Origin of the sequence: Deinococcus sp. JMULE3 (assembly GCF_013337115.1) — a bacterium.
Taxonomy (GTDB): Bacteria; Deinococcota; Deinococci; order Deinococcales; family Deinococcaceae; genus Deinococcus.
In genome coordinates this window covers 1393208-1409737 of sequence record NZ_SGWE01000004.1, presented here as the reverse complement: position 1 = coordinate 1409737, position 16530 = coordinate 1393208, and the positions used below count along the sequence as shown (strand labels likewise).

The window sequence follows — 16530 nt, the reverse complement described above, 5'->3', positions numbered from 1 at the left end:
CCTCATCGGCGGCGAAAACGGCGCCCTCTACTGGACCCTCATCGACACCGGCACCTGCGACAGCGCCGACCTCGCCCACCTCGAATACCACGCGTGCGGCACCTTCGAAGGCGGCTTCACCAGCGACCCCGACCGCGCCCCCACGCCCTCGCCACCTACCGCAAAGTCCTCGCGGACGCCCACACCCTCATCACCCCCCACGCCGTCCGCCGCGCCGCACGCAAACTCGCCGTCAGCACCCTCCTGCGCGCCGAAACACCCCAGGGACGCCTCTTCAGCCTCGGCATGGAATACCTCGCCACCGGCCGCACCCTCAGCACCGACGACCTCGTGAAACGCTACGAGAACGTCACTGTGGAAGACGTGCAGGAAGTCCTGCGGCTGTGCCCCATGGACCGACTGACGGTCGTGGCGCTCGGGCCTATCTCGGCACTCTGACGTTTGGCTGGGGGTGCTGGGCGGGGAACCTCCCGTTGGATGGGCTGCGCCTGCGGCGGGCCTCCCCACCCCCAACCCCCTACCCCAGAGGGGCAGGGGGAGCAACGTTGCACTGGGCAAGAGTTTTTACTTGCGCGGCGGGGTTGCTGTGGGCGGTGATGTGTCTGGCCTCGACGCCATCCTGCCGCCCCCCGTAAGGCCCGCGCGCTGCGCGCACGACGGCCGGTGGTGGTCTGCGGTCAGCTGGTTGATGGGACGCTTCGCGCCGCTGATTGACTTTCAAAAGACTGCTTCTGCAATAGCCCAAAAAGTAGAACCTTCCGGCACGCACCAAGTTGGTTGGCCCTGTTGGCGTCGTGGCAGCCGAGCCCGTCGTGCGCGCAGCGCGCGGGGCGCACGCGGCGATATCGGAGGAATGCAGACACATACGTGGCCGTCCCCGCCAGTTACCCGCCAACCACCTCAGAGAAATACCTTGCCGAGCGCAGCGAAAACTCCCCCTGCCCCTCTGGGGTAGGGGGCTGGGGGGTGGGGCAGCCCGCTGCAGGCGCAGGTACACGGCTCAGTCGCTCAGCGATTCGTCGCCGCGTACAACGCGAGCACCTCGCGCGCCTCGTCCACGTGCATCTGTTCCACGAGCGCTCCCTGGTGCGTGGCGATGCTTTTCCCTTCGTTGCGCGCGGCGTCCCACGCGTTGATCAATTCCCTGGCGTGGTCGGCTTCGGCTGCGGTGACCCCGAACGCCTGGTTGGCGGTTTCGATCTGGCTTGGGTGGATGAGGGTTTTGCCGCTGAAGCCGAGGGCGCGGCCCTGCTGGCATTCGCGGGTGAAACCGTCGGGGTCTCGGATGTCGTTGTAGACGGCGTCGAGGGGTGTTTTGCCGTGGGCGCGGGCGGCGAGGACGACGCTGCTCAGCGCATGCAGGAGGGGGGTGCGGTCAGGGTGGGGTTGGGTGCGCAGGGCGCGGGCGAGGTCGTTCGCGCCGACGATGAGGGTGGTGACGCCGGGGACGGCGGCGATGTGGGGGGCGTTCAGGACGCCGTGTGGGGTTTCGATCATGGCCCAGAGGGGGAGGCCGAGGCTGAGGGCGTGGGCGTCGTGGGCGTGTTCGACTTTGGGGAGGACGATGCCGCTCGCGCCGGCGGTGAGCGCGAGTTCGCGGTCGTCGTGTTCCCAGGGGGTGTTCAGGGCGTTGACGCGGATGAGGACGGGGACGGGCCAGGGGGTCTGGAGGGCCTGGCGGATGTGGTCGCGGGCGGCGGGTTTGTGTTCGGGGGCGACGGCGTCTTCGAGGTCGAGGATGATGGCGTCGGCGTTCAGGGTGCGGGCTTTGTCGATGGCGCGGGGTTTGTCGCCGGGGACGTACAGGACGGAGCGGGAGGGGTGGGCCGGGGGCATGCGTTCAGTATCGGGGGTGGGGGGTCAGGGCAGGCCCCAGATGCGGGGCGGGGCGAGTTCCAGGACGTTCCCGGCGGGGTCGTGGAAGTACAGGCTCTCGCCCCGGTCGCCCCAGGCGTACCGCGTGACGGTCAGTCCGGCGGCGCGCAGCCTCGCTTCCCACTCGTCGGTCTGGGCGGGGTCGAGGGTCAGGCAGGCGTGCCCGCCGGGCCTCCCGGCGTGTGGGGGGACGTCGCCGGGCTGGGTGCTGGCGCGCGGGTCGAAGATCAGCAGCATGCTGCCGTCCAGCCGGTAGAACAGGTGCCGCCCGGTGACCTTGCCGTGCAGGGTCAGGCCCAACACGCCGCTGTAGAACGTCTCGGCGCGGTCCAGGTCGTCGACGTACAGGCAGGTTTCCAGGACGCGCATGCCGTTCAGGGTACGGCAGCGCGCCCCGGCCGGAGCGGGGGCGCGCGTCGAGTGGGGTTATTTCAGGCGGCAGAGCTCGCCGGGGTTGCAGGTCTGGAGGATGGACGCTCCGGCTCCGCTGGCGGCGGCGAGGGTCAGGAGGGCGGCAGTCACGAGCAGTCGTTTCATGGGAACGCCTTCCAGCGGGGTGCTGGGGCTGGTGTGCCGGGCGTTCCCCAGTTGTCCGGCGGGGCTCGTGCGGGTGCCCCTCTTGCGTTCGCGGGGTGGTCATGGTCAGGGCAGCAGCAGGCGGGGTTCGGGCGCGGGGCCCTGCGCGCGGCGCTGCACGTCCCGCAGGACGCTCTGACTGTCGGCGTGGATGCCGTGTTTGCGGAAGCTGGTGGCGAGGCTCTGGGCGTCCCGGGCGAGGAGCCCCTGGAAGTGCGGGTTCTGACGGGTCGACAGTTGCGGGAAATCGATGATGGTCACGGTGTCCTCCTGCCAGAGCAGGTTGTAGGTGCTGTAGTCGCCGTGCGCGTACCCCAGGCGCAGCAGGTGGGCCATGCCGTCCAGGCTCTGTTCCCAGGCGCTGCGGGCCTGTTCGGGGGTCAGGTGCGCGTCGCTGAGGCGCGGGGCGACGTGGTCCTCGGTGCCGATGAGTCGCATGAGGACGGCGGGGATGGTGTCGGCGTAGGCGGTGGGGTGCGGTCCGGCGAGGGGTTCGGGGACGTTCAGTCCGGCGGTCCAGAGGGTCCACAGGTGCGCGTACTCGCTCAGGACCCAGTCCTGCTGGAGCATCTCCAGGCCCTTGCGGGTGCGGTTGTGCATGGCCTTGGCGGCGCGGACGTCGAGGATGACCTGCCCGGCGCGGTACACGCGGTCGTCCTTGAAGGAGCGGGCCTGCAGGTCGCGGTAGAGCTTCACGAGGACGCTGCCGCGTGGGCCGCGGGCGACGTACGCGGTGGCTTCCTTGCCGCTCTTGAGTTCCGCGACGACGTCCGTGATGTGGCCCAGGTCCTTCAGGCGGCGGATCACGTCGTCCTGTTCGCTGTCCTCGTCGGCGGTCAGCTGGGCGAGCTGTCGCCTGCCGACGGGTTTCCTGCGGATGCGCCTGCGGGGCTCATTGGCGGTCCAGGGGTCATCCAGCCAGTCCGGATCGGTCCAGTCCTGTTCGGATGGGGCGTGGGTGCGGGCGCTCATGGGCGCCGCCGGGGGTCAGTGCAGGGTGTGGAGCCCGAAGGCAGAGGCGGCCAGTGGTGTTGCGTCAAAATCACTCCAGGTTGCATTGGCGAGGACTCCGTGTGCGGCGGTCTGGGTTGCAGTGATGTCGGTCATAGCTGGCACCTCCTTTCGGTGATGGGTGCAGCGTAGCAGGGCAAGGTGGCCGCTGTCACGAAAGACGCGGGGGGCTAGGCCATCACGCCTACGGCCCCTGCGGGCTGCCCGGCGCCGGGGCGGCACCCTTGCACGACGTGAGAGTCGGTGCTACTCTGCACAGGCCCGCGCGGAAGCGCGCGAGAACGGGTCCTTAGCTCAGTTGGTAGAGCGGCGGTCTCCAAAACCGTAGGTCGTGGGTTCAAGTCCTACAGGGCCCGCCACGAAAAACCCCCGCCCAGCGCGGGGGTTTTCTATATGGGTTGTCTGGCGGTTCGTCCAGTTTGACGTCGCCGGTGTAGTAGCGGTGTAGTAGCGCGTCAGTTCAGCGCGAAAGACGCTGCAGGCGGCGCTGGCGGCATCGTATCGAAGAGATCCACCACGGTCGCCCGCCGCTCGTTGTCCAGCACGTGACGGTACACGTCGAGCGTGATCGACACCCGCGCGTGCCCCAGCACTTTGGAGACCACTTCTGCCGGGACGCCCCGACGCAGGAACCATCAATCACGCACCAGATACCGCTCGTGTCCCTCTGAGAGGGTAGTCAATCTGAGGAGGGAGATCAGGGACGACGAATCACGGTCGTACCGGATGAGCCATCGGCCTTGACGTTGATCCAGGTGCAGCCCGACGCGGTAATGCAGTGGGGGAACTTTGTGATCGGCTTCGACACGTTTCATGGCCTCACTCAAGAGCATCCGATCGTGCTCCGGTGGGAGCAGACGACCGTCTGCGCTGTAGCTGTAGCCCATCAAGAGCATCGCCTGATCCACTAATGCAAAGATGTCCTTGACCCGAATGTCCAGTTGAACGGTGGCCGCCGTGGCCGTCTGCTCAAGCGTCTCGACCTGGAACTGGTAGTTCTCGGGATCGTAGGCGTGGCTCTGGGCCAGTGCGGCGGCGGCCGCTGCATTCATTTTCCCCCAGAGTGTTTCCAGAGGGGAGCCGCGGCTGGAGTCCATGCCCCCCAACCGCCCGATGGTATTGATGTCGTTGGCGATGATCGCCTGGGCGTACTGCTGGGCCACCTGTGCAGGCTGATTCATTCCTGTCCTCCCGCCCGAATAGAACGCCAGTGCCCCGCATAACCCCAGCACGAGGGCGCAAGGTAGCAGGACTCCGAGGCGCATCTCAGGGCCTCCCACTTAGTGCAGCGTTCACCTGCTGGCGGGTAGCAGCAGGCAAGGCCCCCTGGATACTGCGAATGGCGGTGGCTCTTCGCGGATTCATTTGGTCGGCATTCCATTTCTGGATCAGCGCGGTGGCGTTCCAAACATCTAAGGTGGGGTAGTAGCTCATGATCATTATCTTGTTAGCCTGCTGCCACTGTTCTTCATTTTCCATCTTTGAAAGCACGAGATAGGAATCCGCCATGTTAAGCATCAGTGGCAGATCACCAGCTTCCAGTGCGCCGCGCATGATGGTCACGATCAGGCGGTCATCACGCGGCGAAGGCATCTGAATGACGCCTCCAGGCGACATGGGCGACGAAAACCCAGCCTTCAGTTCGACTGCCGGAGCACGCGACAGTGACATCAGGACAGCAGCCCTTTCATCGACAGGTGCTTGCGCCGCCAAGCTGACCTTGCCGTAGCGGCCCTCCAGGCCTTTCATCTCATCGTCGAGCGTGCCTAAAGCCTGGGGGGACATCAGCACCTTAGCCCCAGCTTTCACCATCGCGCCCGCGTAACTGTTCTGTATGCCGGTCATGCTGGGCCTGGCCTTTGCTGGGACCAGCTGCTGTAGAGAAGTGATCCGGGCGTTGGGTGACCCTGCCGTCACATCACCGATCAACTGTCCCCCCTTGAGCGTGTAGGGGTTGCGTGGAATCCGGCCCTGCTGCACCATTGCTTCCATCCGGCGCCACGTTTCGAGCCTTTCCAGGCCCATGTCGGCTCCCAGCGCAGTGCGCATCATCTCGTCGGTCAGGTTCGTGGTCTTCATCGCTTCGACCGCCCCCTTGCTTGCTGTACCGACATTGTTCTGGATCACCGTCATCATGCTGCTTGCCGCCATGTCGAACACACCAGACATCCGGAAGAAATCGGCCCGGAAATCAGAAGTTTTGGCGTTGTAGCGGCTTTTATAGCTCTGGTACACCCAAGCTTCCGCCCTGGGGAGATCGAAGCGGATGTGCGCCAGCATGGCAGCCACCATCGAGAAAATCGCTGGGGCCACATCAAGGGGCGCGTCCTTCAATGACTGCATTCCGGCAGCTGTTTTAAAGGCATTATGCCAGTGCGCTTCACTGCGACCGGCCTTGAAAGCCTTGAGATTGTCACTGTAGACCTTATCGAAATAAAGCACGCACTGCATGACGTATGAAGGGTAGTCATACACCCGTGACTCGGCGAATTTAATTTCATTCTCGGTGACGAAGCTGTAGACCTTGGCGAACCAGAAGTTGTAGTCCTGGACTGCCCCCTGCACGCCGCCTTTGAGTTTCCCGGCGCGGGCACGTTGAGCTTGCAGCAAGGTACGTGCGCCAGCCAGCAGGGTCTGGTATTCCCGCTCGTCCTCCACCACGTTGGGGTTTGGGGGATTGGCCTCATCGCGAACTGGGGGATGGCCGCGCAGCTTGCCGCTCTGCCGCCATTTGCTGGCGGTGGCGGGTGCCGCAGCCTTTCGCTGCACGACATTGGGTGTTGTCCTGCTGAGAGAAGTCAATGGCCGTGCGGGTGCTGAGCCTGAGGACCTGGGCAGGGTGCGGCTGAGTTGGGCACCCATGTTCCGGGCTTCGCTTTCCAGTCCGGCATCCGGGTCGATGCCCCGCCCGACGCGCCCCTGGCTCTGCTGCACCGTGTGCGTCACCTCGTGCGCCAGTAACTCCAGTCCAGTCTGCGTGTTCGGGTTGAACCGCCCCGCCTGGAAGAAGATGTCCGTCCCCGTCGTGAACGCCACCGCATTCACGCCCTTCGCCAATTTGTCCGCCTCGGCGTCGTCGTGAATCCGCACCCGACCCAGGTCGTGATTCAACCCCTGCTCCAGGTGCCGCTGGATCGCCTCCGGGAGGGGATTCCCCGCGCCCCGGCGGGCCTGGATGCGCTGCCACACGGGCTGGGTGGTCTCGGCGTCCAGTTCGGCCAGCTGGCGTTGCAGGGACGCGAGGGTGTCGAAGTTCAGGGCGGCCTGCTCCTGCGCCATCTGACGTTGCAACGCTGCGTCCGTTGCCCGTTGGAGAGGCGTCCGCTCAGCGGGAGGGACCATGCCGAGCACCACGCGGGACACCGGGGCGCTCAGCGCGTGGCGCTGCAGCGTGGCGAGGTGCTCGCCATACGTGGCGTACCGGGCCGCCGGTTCGCCCCGGTCCCTGCGGAACCCCTGCCCGAGGGACTGAGCGACCTGCCGCTGGAGGGTCTGGAACTCCCCGAAGGTGCGGGTATCCAGACGCTGCCCCTCGACACGCTCGGCGCGGTGACGCATGACGGTCACCCAGTCGGACGGCGTGACGGGCCGCGCGGGAACCGGAGTCTGGACCTCCCGCTGAACGCCCGACACCCCACCCAGGGCTGCGACCTGCCGCTGCACCACCTCGCGGGCACTCGACAGGCGGGCCTCCTCCTGCCGCTGCAACGCCGCCGCGCGCAGCACCGGCCTGACCGCCTGCCCCTGGGCGCGCATGGGCGTGCTCAGCAGGCGCTGCACCGCCAACGCCTGCCCGGAGGGCTCCTGAGCTGGGCGGTGCAACGCCCCCTGGGCCGCGCGCACCCGGCTGGCCTTCCGCTGAAGCAGATGAACGCGTTCGGACATGACCGGCAGGTTACCCCGCAGCTGACCCGCCGGTGAACAAAAGTGACCGCCCCCGCCCACCGGCGTCCAGCACGGCGTTACTCCTCCTGCCGGTTGCTCCCAAGTTGCCTCGTCAGGGCCTGCACGTTCGGCAGGCAGCGCCGCAGGAACCAGTTCACGTCACCAGCTTCCAGCGCTTTGGCCTGCCCGAACATCAGTTGGTTGCGCAGCCTGATGCTCATTCGTACAGCATCCCGCTCGCGGTGATCACCCCGGAAGTGCCACGCCTCTTCCACCAGCCCATGCCCACGCACCCGACACGCCACGTCAGGCACATGGACACGGGGGCACTCCCAGCCCGCTTTACTCTGCGTCGTCGAACAGTCCGACCTGCCGCGCGCCCTGCGCCCGCGCCAGCTTCTGCTCTTCCAGTTTCCGCAGGGCGTCCTCGAAGCTGCTGGCCTGCGGGATGCCCGGGCCGGGTGGGCGTCCCCGACCTCTGGGGGCCGCGCTGGCCTCCACCGCTTCAGGCACCGCTGCGGGCTGGCCTGCCGGTTCACTGACCGCCTCTCGCACCTTCGGCGGGCGACCGCGCCGCTTCGGTTCCGCGCCCTCTGCCCCCGCCGGCGCGTTCGCTCCGGGCGGGCGACCCCGGCGTTTCACCCCTTCGCCGTCCTCACTGCCCGCTGCGGCTTTCGCGGGGCGACCCCGACCACGCTTCCCGCCTTCCGCTGCCCGCGCGGCGCGAATGCGCTCCAGCAATACCGACGCCGGTTCGTCGTTCGGGTCCTGCGGCACCAGTTCCCCCCGGAACGCCTTGGCCAGCAGCGCGGGCGTCAGGCGGTCAAAGGACGACAGGGCCGCCGCGTACTTCGCCTCAATGCGATCCGCGATGGCGAAGAGAGCTTCGACGCGACGGACGATTTCGGCTTGCTCAGTAGGTGGGGGACAATTCAAACTCAGTCCGTGAATGCTGCTGTGAGTGAGGTTGAGCCCACTCTCAGAGATGCCCGCTTTGAGTTCATCAATCACGCCTTGCGTCTCAGGTGCATTTAAGTATATTTCTGCATACTGGCCTGACATTTTACCAGAAAGTCGGACCCTGTATACGGTATCGCAAATCATGAGTTTTGATCGCGTAATTCTAACATAGCAGGCCACTCCAGCTCTTACCCTCGGCCCCTTTCTTGTTATCAATAAATCGCCGGATTCGATCTCTAAATGAGGCATGGGTAAAAATTCATCAGGCAAGTTCTTATTTTCTTGATCGCGGTATTCCATGGCCTGAATTGCGGTTGTTTTAATTACTCCCCATTTATCAAGCGGTGCGGGATCCTTGTCGCATGTGGGGCTCCATCCTTGTGTGATCTCACGTATGAAGTCGCCGAACCTACTTGCCTCCCACTCCGCATCCCCACCTCCCCGCCATTCCCGCGTGAGTTCTCCGCTGACGGCGGCGCTGAGGACGCTCTGGCGGAAGCGTTTCAGGAGCTTCGGCACGCGCTCCAGCCGCTCCCGCCCCGCCTCCACACGGGCCAGCAGGGCATCAAGCTTATCGGCAATGCGGACTTGCTCGGGCAGGGGGGGAAGAGGGATTGGAGTTTGCGACAGCGCCTTCAGATAAATACCCTTCTGCGCAGTCCCTTTTGCATTATCCGCGAAATAATTTTGTAGCATCGGGGCTTCTAAAAAATATGCTAATAGGTTTGAATCAATGTGTGGATTTTTGAGAACAGCTACACTTCTCTGAAGTGTAAACGGGCTGTGGTTTTCCGGGACAACAGCAGTCCTTCCAATCGCTCCAACGATAGTCATCAACACATCGCCCGAGGAAACTGATGTGCGCAAATCTTCAAAAGCGAAGTCATCAGCCAAAATAAGACGAGGATTATCAAAGGTGATGCGTCTGCCCTGAATATTTTTTGCACTTAGCATTGGTAAGCCTTCCGGCTGTGCTTTCGGAGGATTATGTGAACCATCGACAATGCGGGAGCATATTTCGCCCAGAGTTGTTTCTCGCCAGCTTGGTGGTAAGCCGTCGGTCTGAATTTCACTGTCTACGGGTTGAAGCGTATTGATATTAATAGCGTTCACACCAGCACCCCAGCCTCTTGCAGTGCCTGCTGGCCTTCGCCTAATTCGGGCGTGTTCGCTTTGCATCCTCTCAGGTCACTCGTCATCTTTCATTCCTTCTTCCAAGGTGTAGAACTCGTTCAGTTTGGCTTGCAGCAGGGCCTTGTCCGGCAGGGCGGTCAGGTACCGGGCGACCAGGGCGGGGCTGGCGCTGCGGGCCAGGGCGTACTCGACCACCTGCTCGTCCGCGCTGCGGCACAGCAGCACGCCGATGCTGGGGTTCTCGTGCGGTTTACGGTGGTCGCGGTCCAGGGCTTCCAGGTAGAAGTCCAGCTGGCCCAGCATGGCGGGCGTGAAGTGCGTGATTTTCAGTTCGAACGCCACCAGCGCCTGAAGGCCCCGGTGGTACAGCAGCAGGTCGATGAAGAAGTCCTGCGTGCCGACCTGCACGCGGTACTCCTCGGCCACGAACGTGAAGTCCGGGCCGAGCTCCATCAGGAAGTGTTTCAGGTGCGTGACCAGGCCGCGCCGCAGGTCGTGTTCGCTGTGGGCGGGTGGGAGGTTCAGGAAGTCCAGCAGGTAACTGTCGCGGAACAGGGGCGGGGCGGTGGGATGCTGGTGGTGCAGGGCGGGGCTCAGCTGGGCGGGGTTGGCCAGGGTGCGTTGGTAGAGGCCGCCGTCCAGCTGGCGCAGGAGTTCCCGGTGGGTCCAGTGGCCCTGCGTGGCGGCCTGAAGGTAGAATTCGCGTTCCTGTTCGCTCTGCGCGCGGCCGATGATGGTCATGTGGTGGGACCAGCCCAGTTCTCGCAACAGTGTTGCGAGTTTTGGATTGCCCCGGTACGTGTCGTAGAACTGCCCCATGCGCCACAGGTTCGATGCGGAGAACCCGCGTGCCTGCGGGTGTTCCTGGGCGAGCCAGTCGGCGAGTTGCCGGACGGTGCCGCGTCCCCAGCCGTCTGCCTGGATGCGGGCGTGCAGGTACGCGCCGATCTGCCAGTACAGGTCGATCAGTTCGCGGTTGACGCGTTGCAGGGCGCGGCCCTGGGCGTCGCGGATCAGGGTCAGGATGGGCGTGAAGTCGGGTGGGGTGTCGTTCAACTGAGCACTCCGGCTTCCTCAAGGGCCTGCTGGTCCTCGCCCAGTTCGAGGAGGATGGCGCGGAGTTCTTCCATCGCGCCGGCGAGTTCCGTCAGGGCTTCCTCGGCCAGCTGGGCGGGTTCGGGCAGGTCGCCCTGCTCGGCGCTGTCGTCCTTCAGCCAGCTGATGTCCAGGCTGTCACCGCGCTCGGCGATCTGTTCGCGGGTGAAGCGGCGGAAGCGTCCCTCAGGGCCGGTGTCCACGCGGGCGGCCAGGGCGTCGGGGCTGCCGTAGGGGTCGGGGCCGAAGGCGGTTTCGAATTCGGTGAAGTACTCGCGGGTAAACGGGGTGCGTTTGCCGAACTGCGGCATGTTGGCGCGCAGGTCGTACACCCAGACTTCCTTGGTGTTGCCCCTGTCGGTCGCGCCGCGTGTGAAGAACAGGACGTTGGTTTTCACGCCCTGCGCGTAGAAGATCCCGGTGGGGAGGCGCAGGATGGTGTGCAGGGTGCATTTGTCCATCAGGTCGGCGCGGATCTGCTTGCCGATGCCGCTCTCGAACAGGACGTTGTCGGGGAGGATGACGGCGGCGCGGCCGTGGGTTTTCAGGGCGCGGTAGATGTGTTGCAGGAACGCGAACTGCTTGTTGCTGGTGACGAAGGTCAGGTCGTCGCGGGTGGGGGTGCCGCCGCCCTTCTTCGTGCCGAACGGGGGGTTACTGAGGATCAGGGTGGCTCTGGGGAGTTTCTGGTGGTCGCTGCTCAGGGTGTCGCCCAGGCGGATGCCGCTGCGTTCGGGGTCGTTGGCCAGACCGTGCAGCATCAGGTTCATCAGCGCGAGGCGTTGCGTGTCCGGCACGAGTTCCATGCCGTGGAAGGCGTTCTCGTAGTACGCCCGCTGCTTCGTTTCGGGCCAGGAGTACTCGTCTTCGTGGGTGGTGATGTGGTGGTGCGCGGCGATCAGGAAGCCGCCGGTGCCTGCGGCGGGGTCCTGGATGATGTCGTCGCTGGTGGGGTTCATCACGGTGACGATGCTGTCGATCAGCGGTCGGGGTGTGAAGTACTGCCCGGCGCCGCTCTTCTTCTCGTTGGCGTTCTTGGCGAGCAGCCCTTCGTACAGGTCGCCCAGCCCTTCCTCCTTCGCGGAGTACCAGTCGAGCGCGTCGATGTCCGTCACGAGTTTGCTCAGGGTGGCGGGTTTGCGGATGAAGGAGCTGGCGTCGGCGTAGATCATCCGCACGAGGGGCGCGGGGCTCTTGCCGAGGTCCAGCAGCGTCTGCCGGTAGTGGTCCAGCCGGTCGGGTGCGGAGGCGGCCTTCAGGGTGTCCCAGCGGTTGGGCGGGGGGATGTTGATGCCGCCGTCGCGGCCTTCTTCCTGCCCGGTTTCCTTGGCCATCTTCAGGAACAGCAGGTAAGTCAGTTCCGTGACGTACTGGTGGAACGTGACGCCGTCGTCACGTAGGTCATTGCAGAGGTTCCAGAGTTTCTGGACGATGTCGACAGTGCGGGTCATGAATACCCCAGATTGTGCCGCACGTGGGGGCCGCGCGGATGATGGTCTGCGGCGCAGGTGCGGCGGCGTCCGGGGTGGGTGGTGGGTACGTTGGCGCATGCGTGACCTGACGGATGACCGGATTCGGGAGCACCTGTGGGCTTACTTTCAGGTGCCTGTCCCGGCGGAGCGGGACCGGGTGTCGTCGTTCGATGACTGCTTCAATCACTTCCAGGCGTTCCGGGAGCGGGGCGAGGCGGCGCGGCTGGCGTCCCCGGAGGTCCTGGAGCTGGGTTGCCTGCACCTGGGCTTCTACCTGGCCAGTTGGGGCATGATGCGCGGCTCGTCGGAGTTGTTGCAGCGCAGCCTGCGTCACCTCGTGCCGGTGCTGGAGGTGATCGCCGCCACGCCGGATGACCTGTGGACGCTGGACGTCCCGGACTACACCCCGGAGGCCGGGGCGCGGCTCCTGGCGCTGGAGGAGCAGATCCGCCGGGCGCTGGGCGGCACGCGGGAGGCGACGCAGACGCTGTCCACGAAGGTCATGCTGGGGGTGTTCGGGAACGTCCCGGCGTTCGACACGAACTTCTGCGCGGGGTCCGGTCTGCGTGTCCTGTCGGCGCGGGCGGTGTCGGACCTGCGGGACTTCCACACGCGGCACGCGGGGGCGCTGGCGCAGCCGGTCTACACCCGCGACTTCCTGACCGGGGCGTTCACGGGTCGGCGGTACCCGCAGGTGAAACTGCTCGACATGGTGTTCTTCCTGGAAGGGCTGGGTTGACGAAAACCGGCCGCACTCGAAGTCCGGCGGGTGGTGAACATGGACAGGGTCGTCGGGGCGCTGCCTCATATTTAACATCGCGGAAAGTGAGGGTCGGGTAGGATCGGCGGGTCGAAGATTTTCTCTCACCTGGACGTTCAGAACTTCAATCCCACTCGTGAATCACTGAATGAGGCCATCCGTGACCAGTACTCGCCCTGCCAAGCACCACACCGACCGCCCCGATTTCACGGCTGCCCTGCGCAGTGCCGCATGGACTTACCGTCATCAGGAAGAGCCGTTCGCTCCGAAGGACATCCAGGCGGCTGTTCAACAGGCGCGGCATGACATGGGCCTCCCCCCGTACCGGGGTGGGGCGGTCAGTGACTACCTTCAGCGGCGCACCAAGGGGACCGCGTTGCAGAAGAAGGACAACCAGCCGGTGCATTACCTGTCGGTGGACCGCAAGCTCAGGCCCGACGCCAAGGTCATGAACAACTGGCGGTTCCTGGAGGCGGCCGATCATGCGGTCATTCGACTGACGGCGTTTCAGGGTCTGCTCCGGAAGGTCAAGGATGGCCAGTACACCTTCTCCACGCGGGGCAGTCACCTGCCCTCGCTGACCGTCCTGGTGGGGGAGATCGCAGAGGTGCGCAAGCAGGTGGAGAGTGATCCTGTGCTCAAGGCTCGCCGCGGACTGTACCTGCTGCGCCGCAACGGTCGGAACTATGCGGGGCAGACCCGCGAATTCGCGACCCGTGGCCGCAGTCATAAGTCCACCGGCGCCGAGTTCGTGATCTTCGCCTTCCCGGACGAGCAGGAAATGGTCAATGGGGACGTCCTGAACGTGGCGGAGTCCCTGACGATCGCCTCTCTGTCGGAACTGCTGGACCTGGAGAACGGGAATCTGGGCAGCGATGAGCGGCCCCGCCCTCAGGACCTTCGTGAGGGGAGTGCCTTTGCCACGGCGTTCCTGGCCGCCGTGTTCAGGTGGGCGCAGCAGGAGCAACCTGCCGGATCGCCTTTCCTGGTGTGGCGCAGTGACGTCCGGGGTCTCGCCGAGGCGTACCTCACCTTGCAGCCGTACCAGGCGCCTGAACCGGTGGCTCCTTGAGCGCCCCGTGGCCGACTGGCGGGAACTGGCTCTACCGGGATCACACCTGGACGACCAACCGGGCCAATCTGATCCGGGCCGTGGTGCTCGGTGGCGAGGGCGGCACGCTCACCCTCCTCGGCCCGCAGGACGGACGGGGAGAGTTCTTCTTCGTGCACCGCAATCTGGTGGACCTGATTGACGACGAAATCCCTGTGTATGACGGCGCGAAGCTGGTTCCGGCGGGGCGCGACGTCATCTCGGCGTTGAACTTCATGCAGCCGGAGTGGCAGTGGATGACCGGCGTTCATGTCGCGCCCCCGTTCCGCGTGGCCATCGAAGAAGCCCTCCTGAGCGGCCCGAAACCCTACGACCACTGGTTCCAGAATCTTCCTGCTGGGGGGATGGCATGCCGTGGGGTGTGGCGGAACTGCGACCTGTGGCCTGACGGGCGGCGTCGGGACGGCTTCTGGCTTCAGGGGAACATCGATCAGGTGCGTGCGCTGGTGGGCCGACTCCCGTACGAGCATCAGGTGCAACTGGAACACGCCGCACATGAACCTTTCGCGCTGCTGGTGTCACGGGACGGTGCGTACTCGTGCGCGTTGCCTCATGTGCCGTCGGGCCGACAGGAGAGCTGGATCGCCGGAATCATAGAGCCGTTGGACTGGTTCACCGTGAGGACACTGGCTGATCTGCAGACGGTGGGACTCCACGAGCTTTACCGGAACGCCGACCCTCACGTCCTGCTGGTGCAGGCGGCCATGCAGCATTTCGAGCGGCTCCGGGCACAGGCGTTCGCGGATGATCAGGTGCGTGAATTCGCGTTGAAGCGCGCCCTGTGGGATATGGGGCAGATCACCTGGCCCTTCCGCGTGATTCCCTCAGTGGGTTCGGAACCCTGGAAGTCAAACGGATTCGACGTGTACATGGCGCACGGCATGGGGGACGAGGAGTTCATCTGGCACGTTCCCGGTCAGGACCGCGACCGTGACGCGGTCGGCATGAGCGTCCAGTTCCGGAACCTCTACTACCGGGGGAACCGGGAAGCCCTCCGCACGGGACAGATGGCCGAGTACGTCGGTTACGCACTGGAAGCTGTTCAGGCGCTGAACGAAGCGGAATAACCCTGCTGGTGGGGAGGGGCTGACCGGCGCGACATGCCTCCAGCAGTCCCCCACCGGCAGAATGCGGCACCCGGTTGATATTGCCGGGTGCCGCATCTGGGACTGATTACCAGTTGAAGCTGTAACTTTCCAGGAATCGCCGGGCGTCATCATTCGCCGGGTCCAGATTCAGTGCGGCTTCCCAGACGTACCGGGCGATCTCATACTCGCCCTGAGCGCGGTAGTTGACGCCCTGCCACACGTAGCAGTTCGCCTTGGTCTCTGGATCCCATGCGACCTCGATGCCTTTCTGGAAAGCAGTATTGGCTTCCTCATTGACGTCGTACTGACGGAGCAGGTCGCCGAGCTGACACCAGTACGCAGCTTCGCTGCTATCCAGGGACGTGGCGGCGCGCGCGGCACCAATGGCCCGCTGCATGTTGTTGGGGGCATCCGTGTAGTCGCGGTACGCGTAGGCAATCAGACTCTGCGCCTGTGCCCGTTGCGAGTAGCTGGCGTCCTCACTGTCGAGGACCATCTGCAGCTTACTGATGGCCTGCTGGTATTCCGCGCGGTGATAAAGATTGTTGGACTCGGTGAGCAATTCGGACAGGCGGCTCGTGCCTACGTTCGACAGTTCCTCGCGGGCCCGTGCTTTCTGCTCAGCTGTGGCGGCCGTGCTCTGGGTGACCTGTTTCAGTAAGGCCATGGCGCCCTGCAGGTCACCGCCCTCTCTGCGCGCGCTGGCCTGGATGAACAGGTCCTCCGTCGCGTTCAGGCGCGAGAATCGGGTCAGGCGGCTTTCAATGACGCCTGCGTTGTCCAGTGCTCCCTGCTGCAGTTTCTGCGCAGTGAATTCCTCGTCGTAGGCCAGCGCTGTGGCGAGCAGGGCCTTCAGGGCGCCAGCGTGCTTCTGTGTGGTCGCCCGGATCTTCTGGATGCCCGCCCGGTCCATGGTGGGGCGTTCTCCGGTGACCTGCCGTGCCTTCTGAATCTCCAATGCGTGTGTAGCAGCGGCACTGGCCAGGGGGCCAATCGGAACAATGCCCCACTGGCCGCGGTTGAGTTGAAGGTGGATGGGTTGGTAGGCCTGCTGGATGTTGCGGCTCCGGTCACTGTCGTACATGAAGACCACGGTGGCGTGGCGGGTGAAGTACCGCTGGACCCCTTCGGGATACACGATGCGGTAGGTCACCACGGGGCGCTCGTAGTTGGGCAGACCCTCCAGGATGCGGTCCAGGTCGACACGCGCCAGTTGCTCCTGCGCGCGGGGAACCAGGGTGGCTTTCAGTGCGGCCCGGTTCTTTTCGCGTGCGGCGTCGAAGTATTGATCCAGGACAGGTGCGGGCGAGCGCCAACCTCCTGCTGTTGCGTAGGCCAGACCTGCCCCTCCCGTAACCAGCAGCAATGCGGCTGCACCGGCCAGCCAGGGATTCAGGCGCCGACGGGGCTTCTGCTGTGGGGCAGGAGGGGTTTCTGGGGGGAACTGTTCGGCACTCGGGGACGTTTCTGATCCGACTTCATCCATGAGTGAATCCTAGTCGCCTTATGTGTATGTCGTTAGTGCAAATGAGGATGAGTGGCCAGTCATCTACATTCGCTGTG

At 64.9% G+C, this 16530-nt stretch carries 15 protein-coding genes and 1 tRNA gene; 5 read left to right on the top strand and 11 right to left on the bottom strand.

The annotated features are described in order from the left end of the window. Nucleotides 1-93: 93 nt before the first annotated feature. Nucleotides 94-438, top strand: coding sequence for a hypothetical protein (locus EXW95_RS21350; RefSeq protein ID WP_371810192.1), 345 nt, complete (start codon nt 94-96; stop codon nt 436-438). A gap of 570 nt (nt 439-1008) precedes the next feature. On the opposite strand, the gene EXW95_RS09725 is transcribed toward EXW95_RS21350, so the two are convergent. The 3 genes from EXW95_RS09725 to EXW95_RS09715 all read right to left on the bottom strand — a co-directional run bounded on the left by EXW95_RS09725 (nt 1009) and on the right by EXW95_RS09715 (nt 3423). After that, entirely contained in the window at nt 1009-1836 is an 828-nt protein-coding gene (locus tag EXW95_RS09725; RefSeq protein WP_174367292.1) for a CoA ester lyase, read from the bottom strand. A gap of 24 nt (nt 1837-1860) precedes the next feature. After that, nucleotides 1861-2244, bottom strand: coding sequence for a VOC family protein (locus EXW95_RS09720; RefSeq protein WP_174367291.1), 384 nt, complete (start codon nt 2242-2244; stop codon nt 1861-1863). Nucleotides 2245-2517: 273 nt separating this feature from the next. Next, nucleotides 2518-3423 (bottom strand): RIO1 family regulatory kinase/ATPase, encoded by a 906-nt coding sequence (locus tag EXW95_RS09715; RefSeq protein ID WP_174367290.1) that lies wholly within the window; start codon nt 3421-3423, stop codon nt 2518-2520. A 322-nt stretch (nt 3424-3745) separates the two neighbouring features. Here EXW95_RS09715 and EXW95_RS09710 point away from each other — a divergent pair. Beyond that, nucleotides 3746-3821 (top strand) — tRNA-Trp (locus EXW95_RS09710). Between the two features lie 96 nt (nt 3822-3917). On the opposite strand, the gene EXW95_RS09705 is transcribed toward EXW95_RS09710, so the two are convergent. The 7 genes from EXW95_RS09705 to EXW95_RS09675 form a co-directional block, all read right to left on the bottom strand. After that, complete coding sequence (locus EXW95_RS09705; RefSeq protein WP_174367289.1) at nt 3918-4067, bottom strand: hypothetical protein; 150 nt, start codon at nt 4065-4067, stop codon at nt 3918-3920. A 30-nt stretch (nt 4068-4097) separates the two neighbouring features. Continuing rightward, on the bottom strand, nt 4098-4625 hold the full coding sequence (locus EXW95_RS09700) for a hypothetical protein (RefSeq protein WP_174367288.1): 528 nt from the start codon (nt 4623-4625) through the stop codon (nt 4098-4100). 103 nt (nt 4626-4728) lie between these two features. Further along, on the bottom strand, nt 4729-7347 hold the full coding sequence (locus EXW95_RS09695) for a DUF4157 domain-containing protein (RefSeq protein WP_174367287.1): 2619 nt from the start codon (nt 7345-7347) through the stop codon (nt 4729-4731). 77 nt (nt 7348-7424) lie between these two features. Then, nucleotides 7425-7568, bottom strand: coding sequence for a hypothetical protein (locus tag EXW95_RS09690; protein ID WP_174367286.1), 144 nt, complete (start codon nt 7566-7568; stop codon nt 7425-7427). Between the two features lie 121 nt (nt 7569-7689). Then, nucleotides 7690-9420 carry a restriction endonuclease subunit S gene (locus tag EXW95_RS09685; RefSeq protein ID WP_174367285.1) on the bottom strand — a complete coding sequence of 577 codons (1731 nt, stop codon included), beginning with the start codon at nt 9418-9420 and terminating at the stop codon, nt 7690-7692. 75 nt (nt 9421-9495) lie between these two features. Continuing rightward, nucleotides 9496-10497, bottom strand: a complete 1002-nt coding sequence (locus EXW95_RS09680) for a YhcG family protein (RefSeq protein ID WP_174367284.1) — start codon at nt 10495-10497, stop codon at nt 9496-9498. Continuing rightward, nucleotides 10494-11987, bottom strand: coding sequence for an N-6 DNA methylase (locus tag EXW95_RS09675; protein ID WP_174367283.1), 1494 nt, complete (start codon nt 11985-11987; stop codon nt 10494-10496). Before EXW95_RS09675 ends, EXW95_RS09680 begins: the two co-directional genes overlap by 4 nt. A gap of 97 nt (nt 11988-12084) precedes the next feature. Between EXW95_RS09675 and EXW95_RS09670 the strand changes: the two genes are divergently transcribed. From EXW95_RS09670 to EXW95_RS09660, 3 genes are all read left to right on the top strand, one after another. Then, complete coding sequence (locus EXW95_RS09670; protein ID WP_174367282.1) at nt 12085-12747, top strand: hypothetical protein; 663 nt, start codon at nt 12085-12087, stop codon at nt 12745-12747. 181 nt (nt 12748-12928) lie between these two features. Continuing rightward, the gene (locus EXW95_RS09665) at nt 12929-13840 is read left to right on the top strand and encodes a hypothetical protein (RefSeq protein WP_174367281.1); all 912 of its coding nucleotides are present in this window, start codon (nt 12929-12931) and stop codon (nt 13838-13840) included. An 80-nt stretch (nt 13841-13920) separates the two neighbouring features. Beyond that, a complete protein-coding gene (locus EXW95_RS09660) occupies nt 13921-14946 on the top strand; it encodes a hypothetical protein (RefSeq protein WP_174367280.1) in 1026 nt (341 codons plus the stop codon). A 106-nt stretch (nt 14947-15052) separates the two neighbouring features. On the opposite strand, the gene EXW95_RS09655 is transcribed toward EXW95_RS09660, so the two are convergent. Further along, a complete protein-coding gene (locus EXW95_RS09655) occupies nt 15053-16453 on the bottom strand; it encodes a tetratricopeptide repeat protein (RefSeq protein ID WP_174367279.1) in 1401 nt (466 codons plus the stop codon). Nucleotides 16454-16530 lie beyond the last annotated feature (77 nt).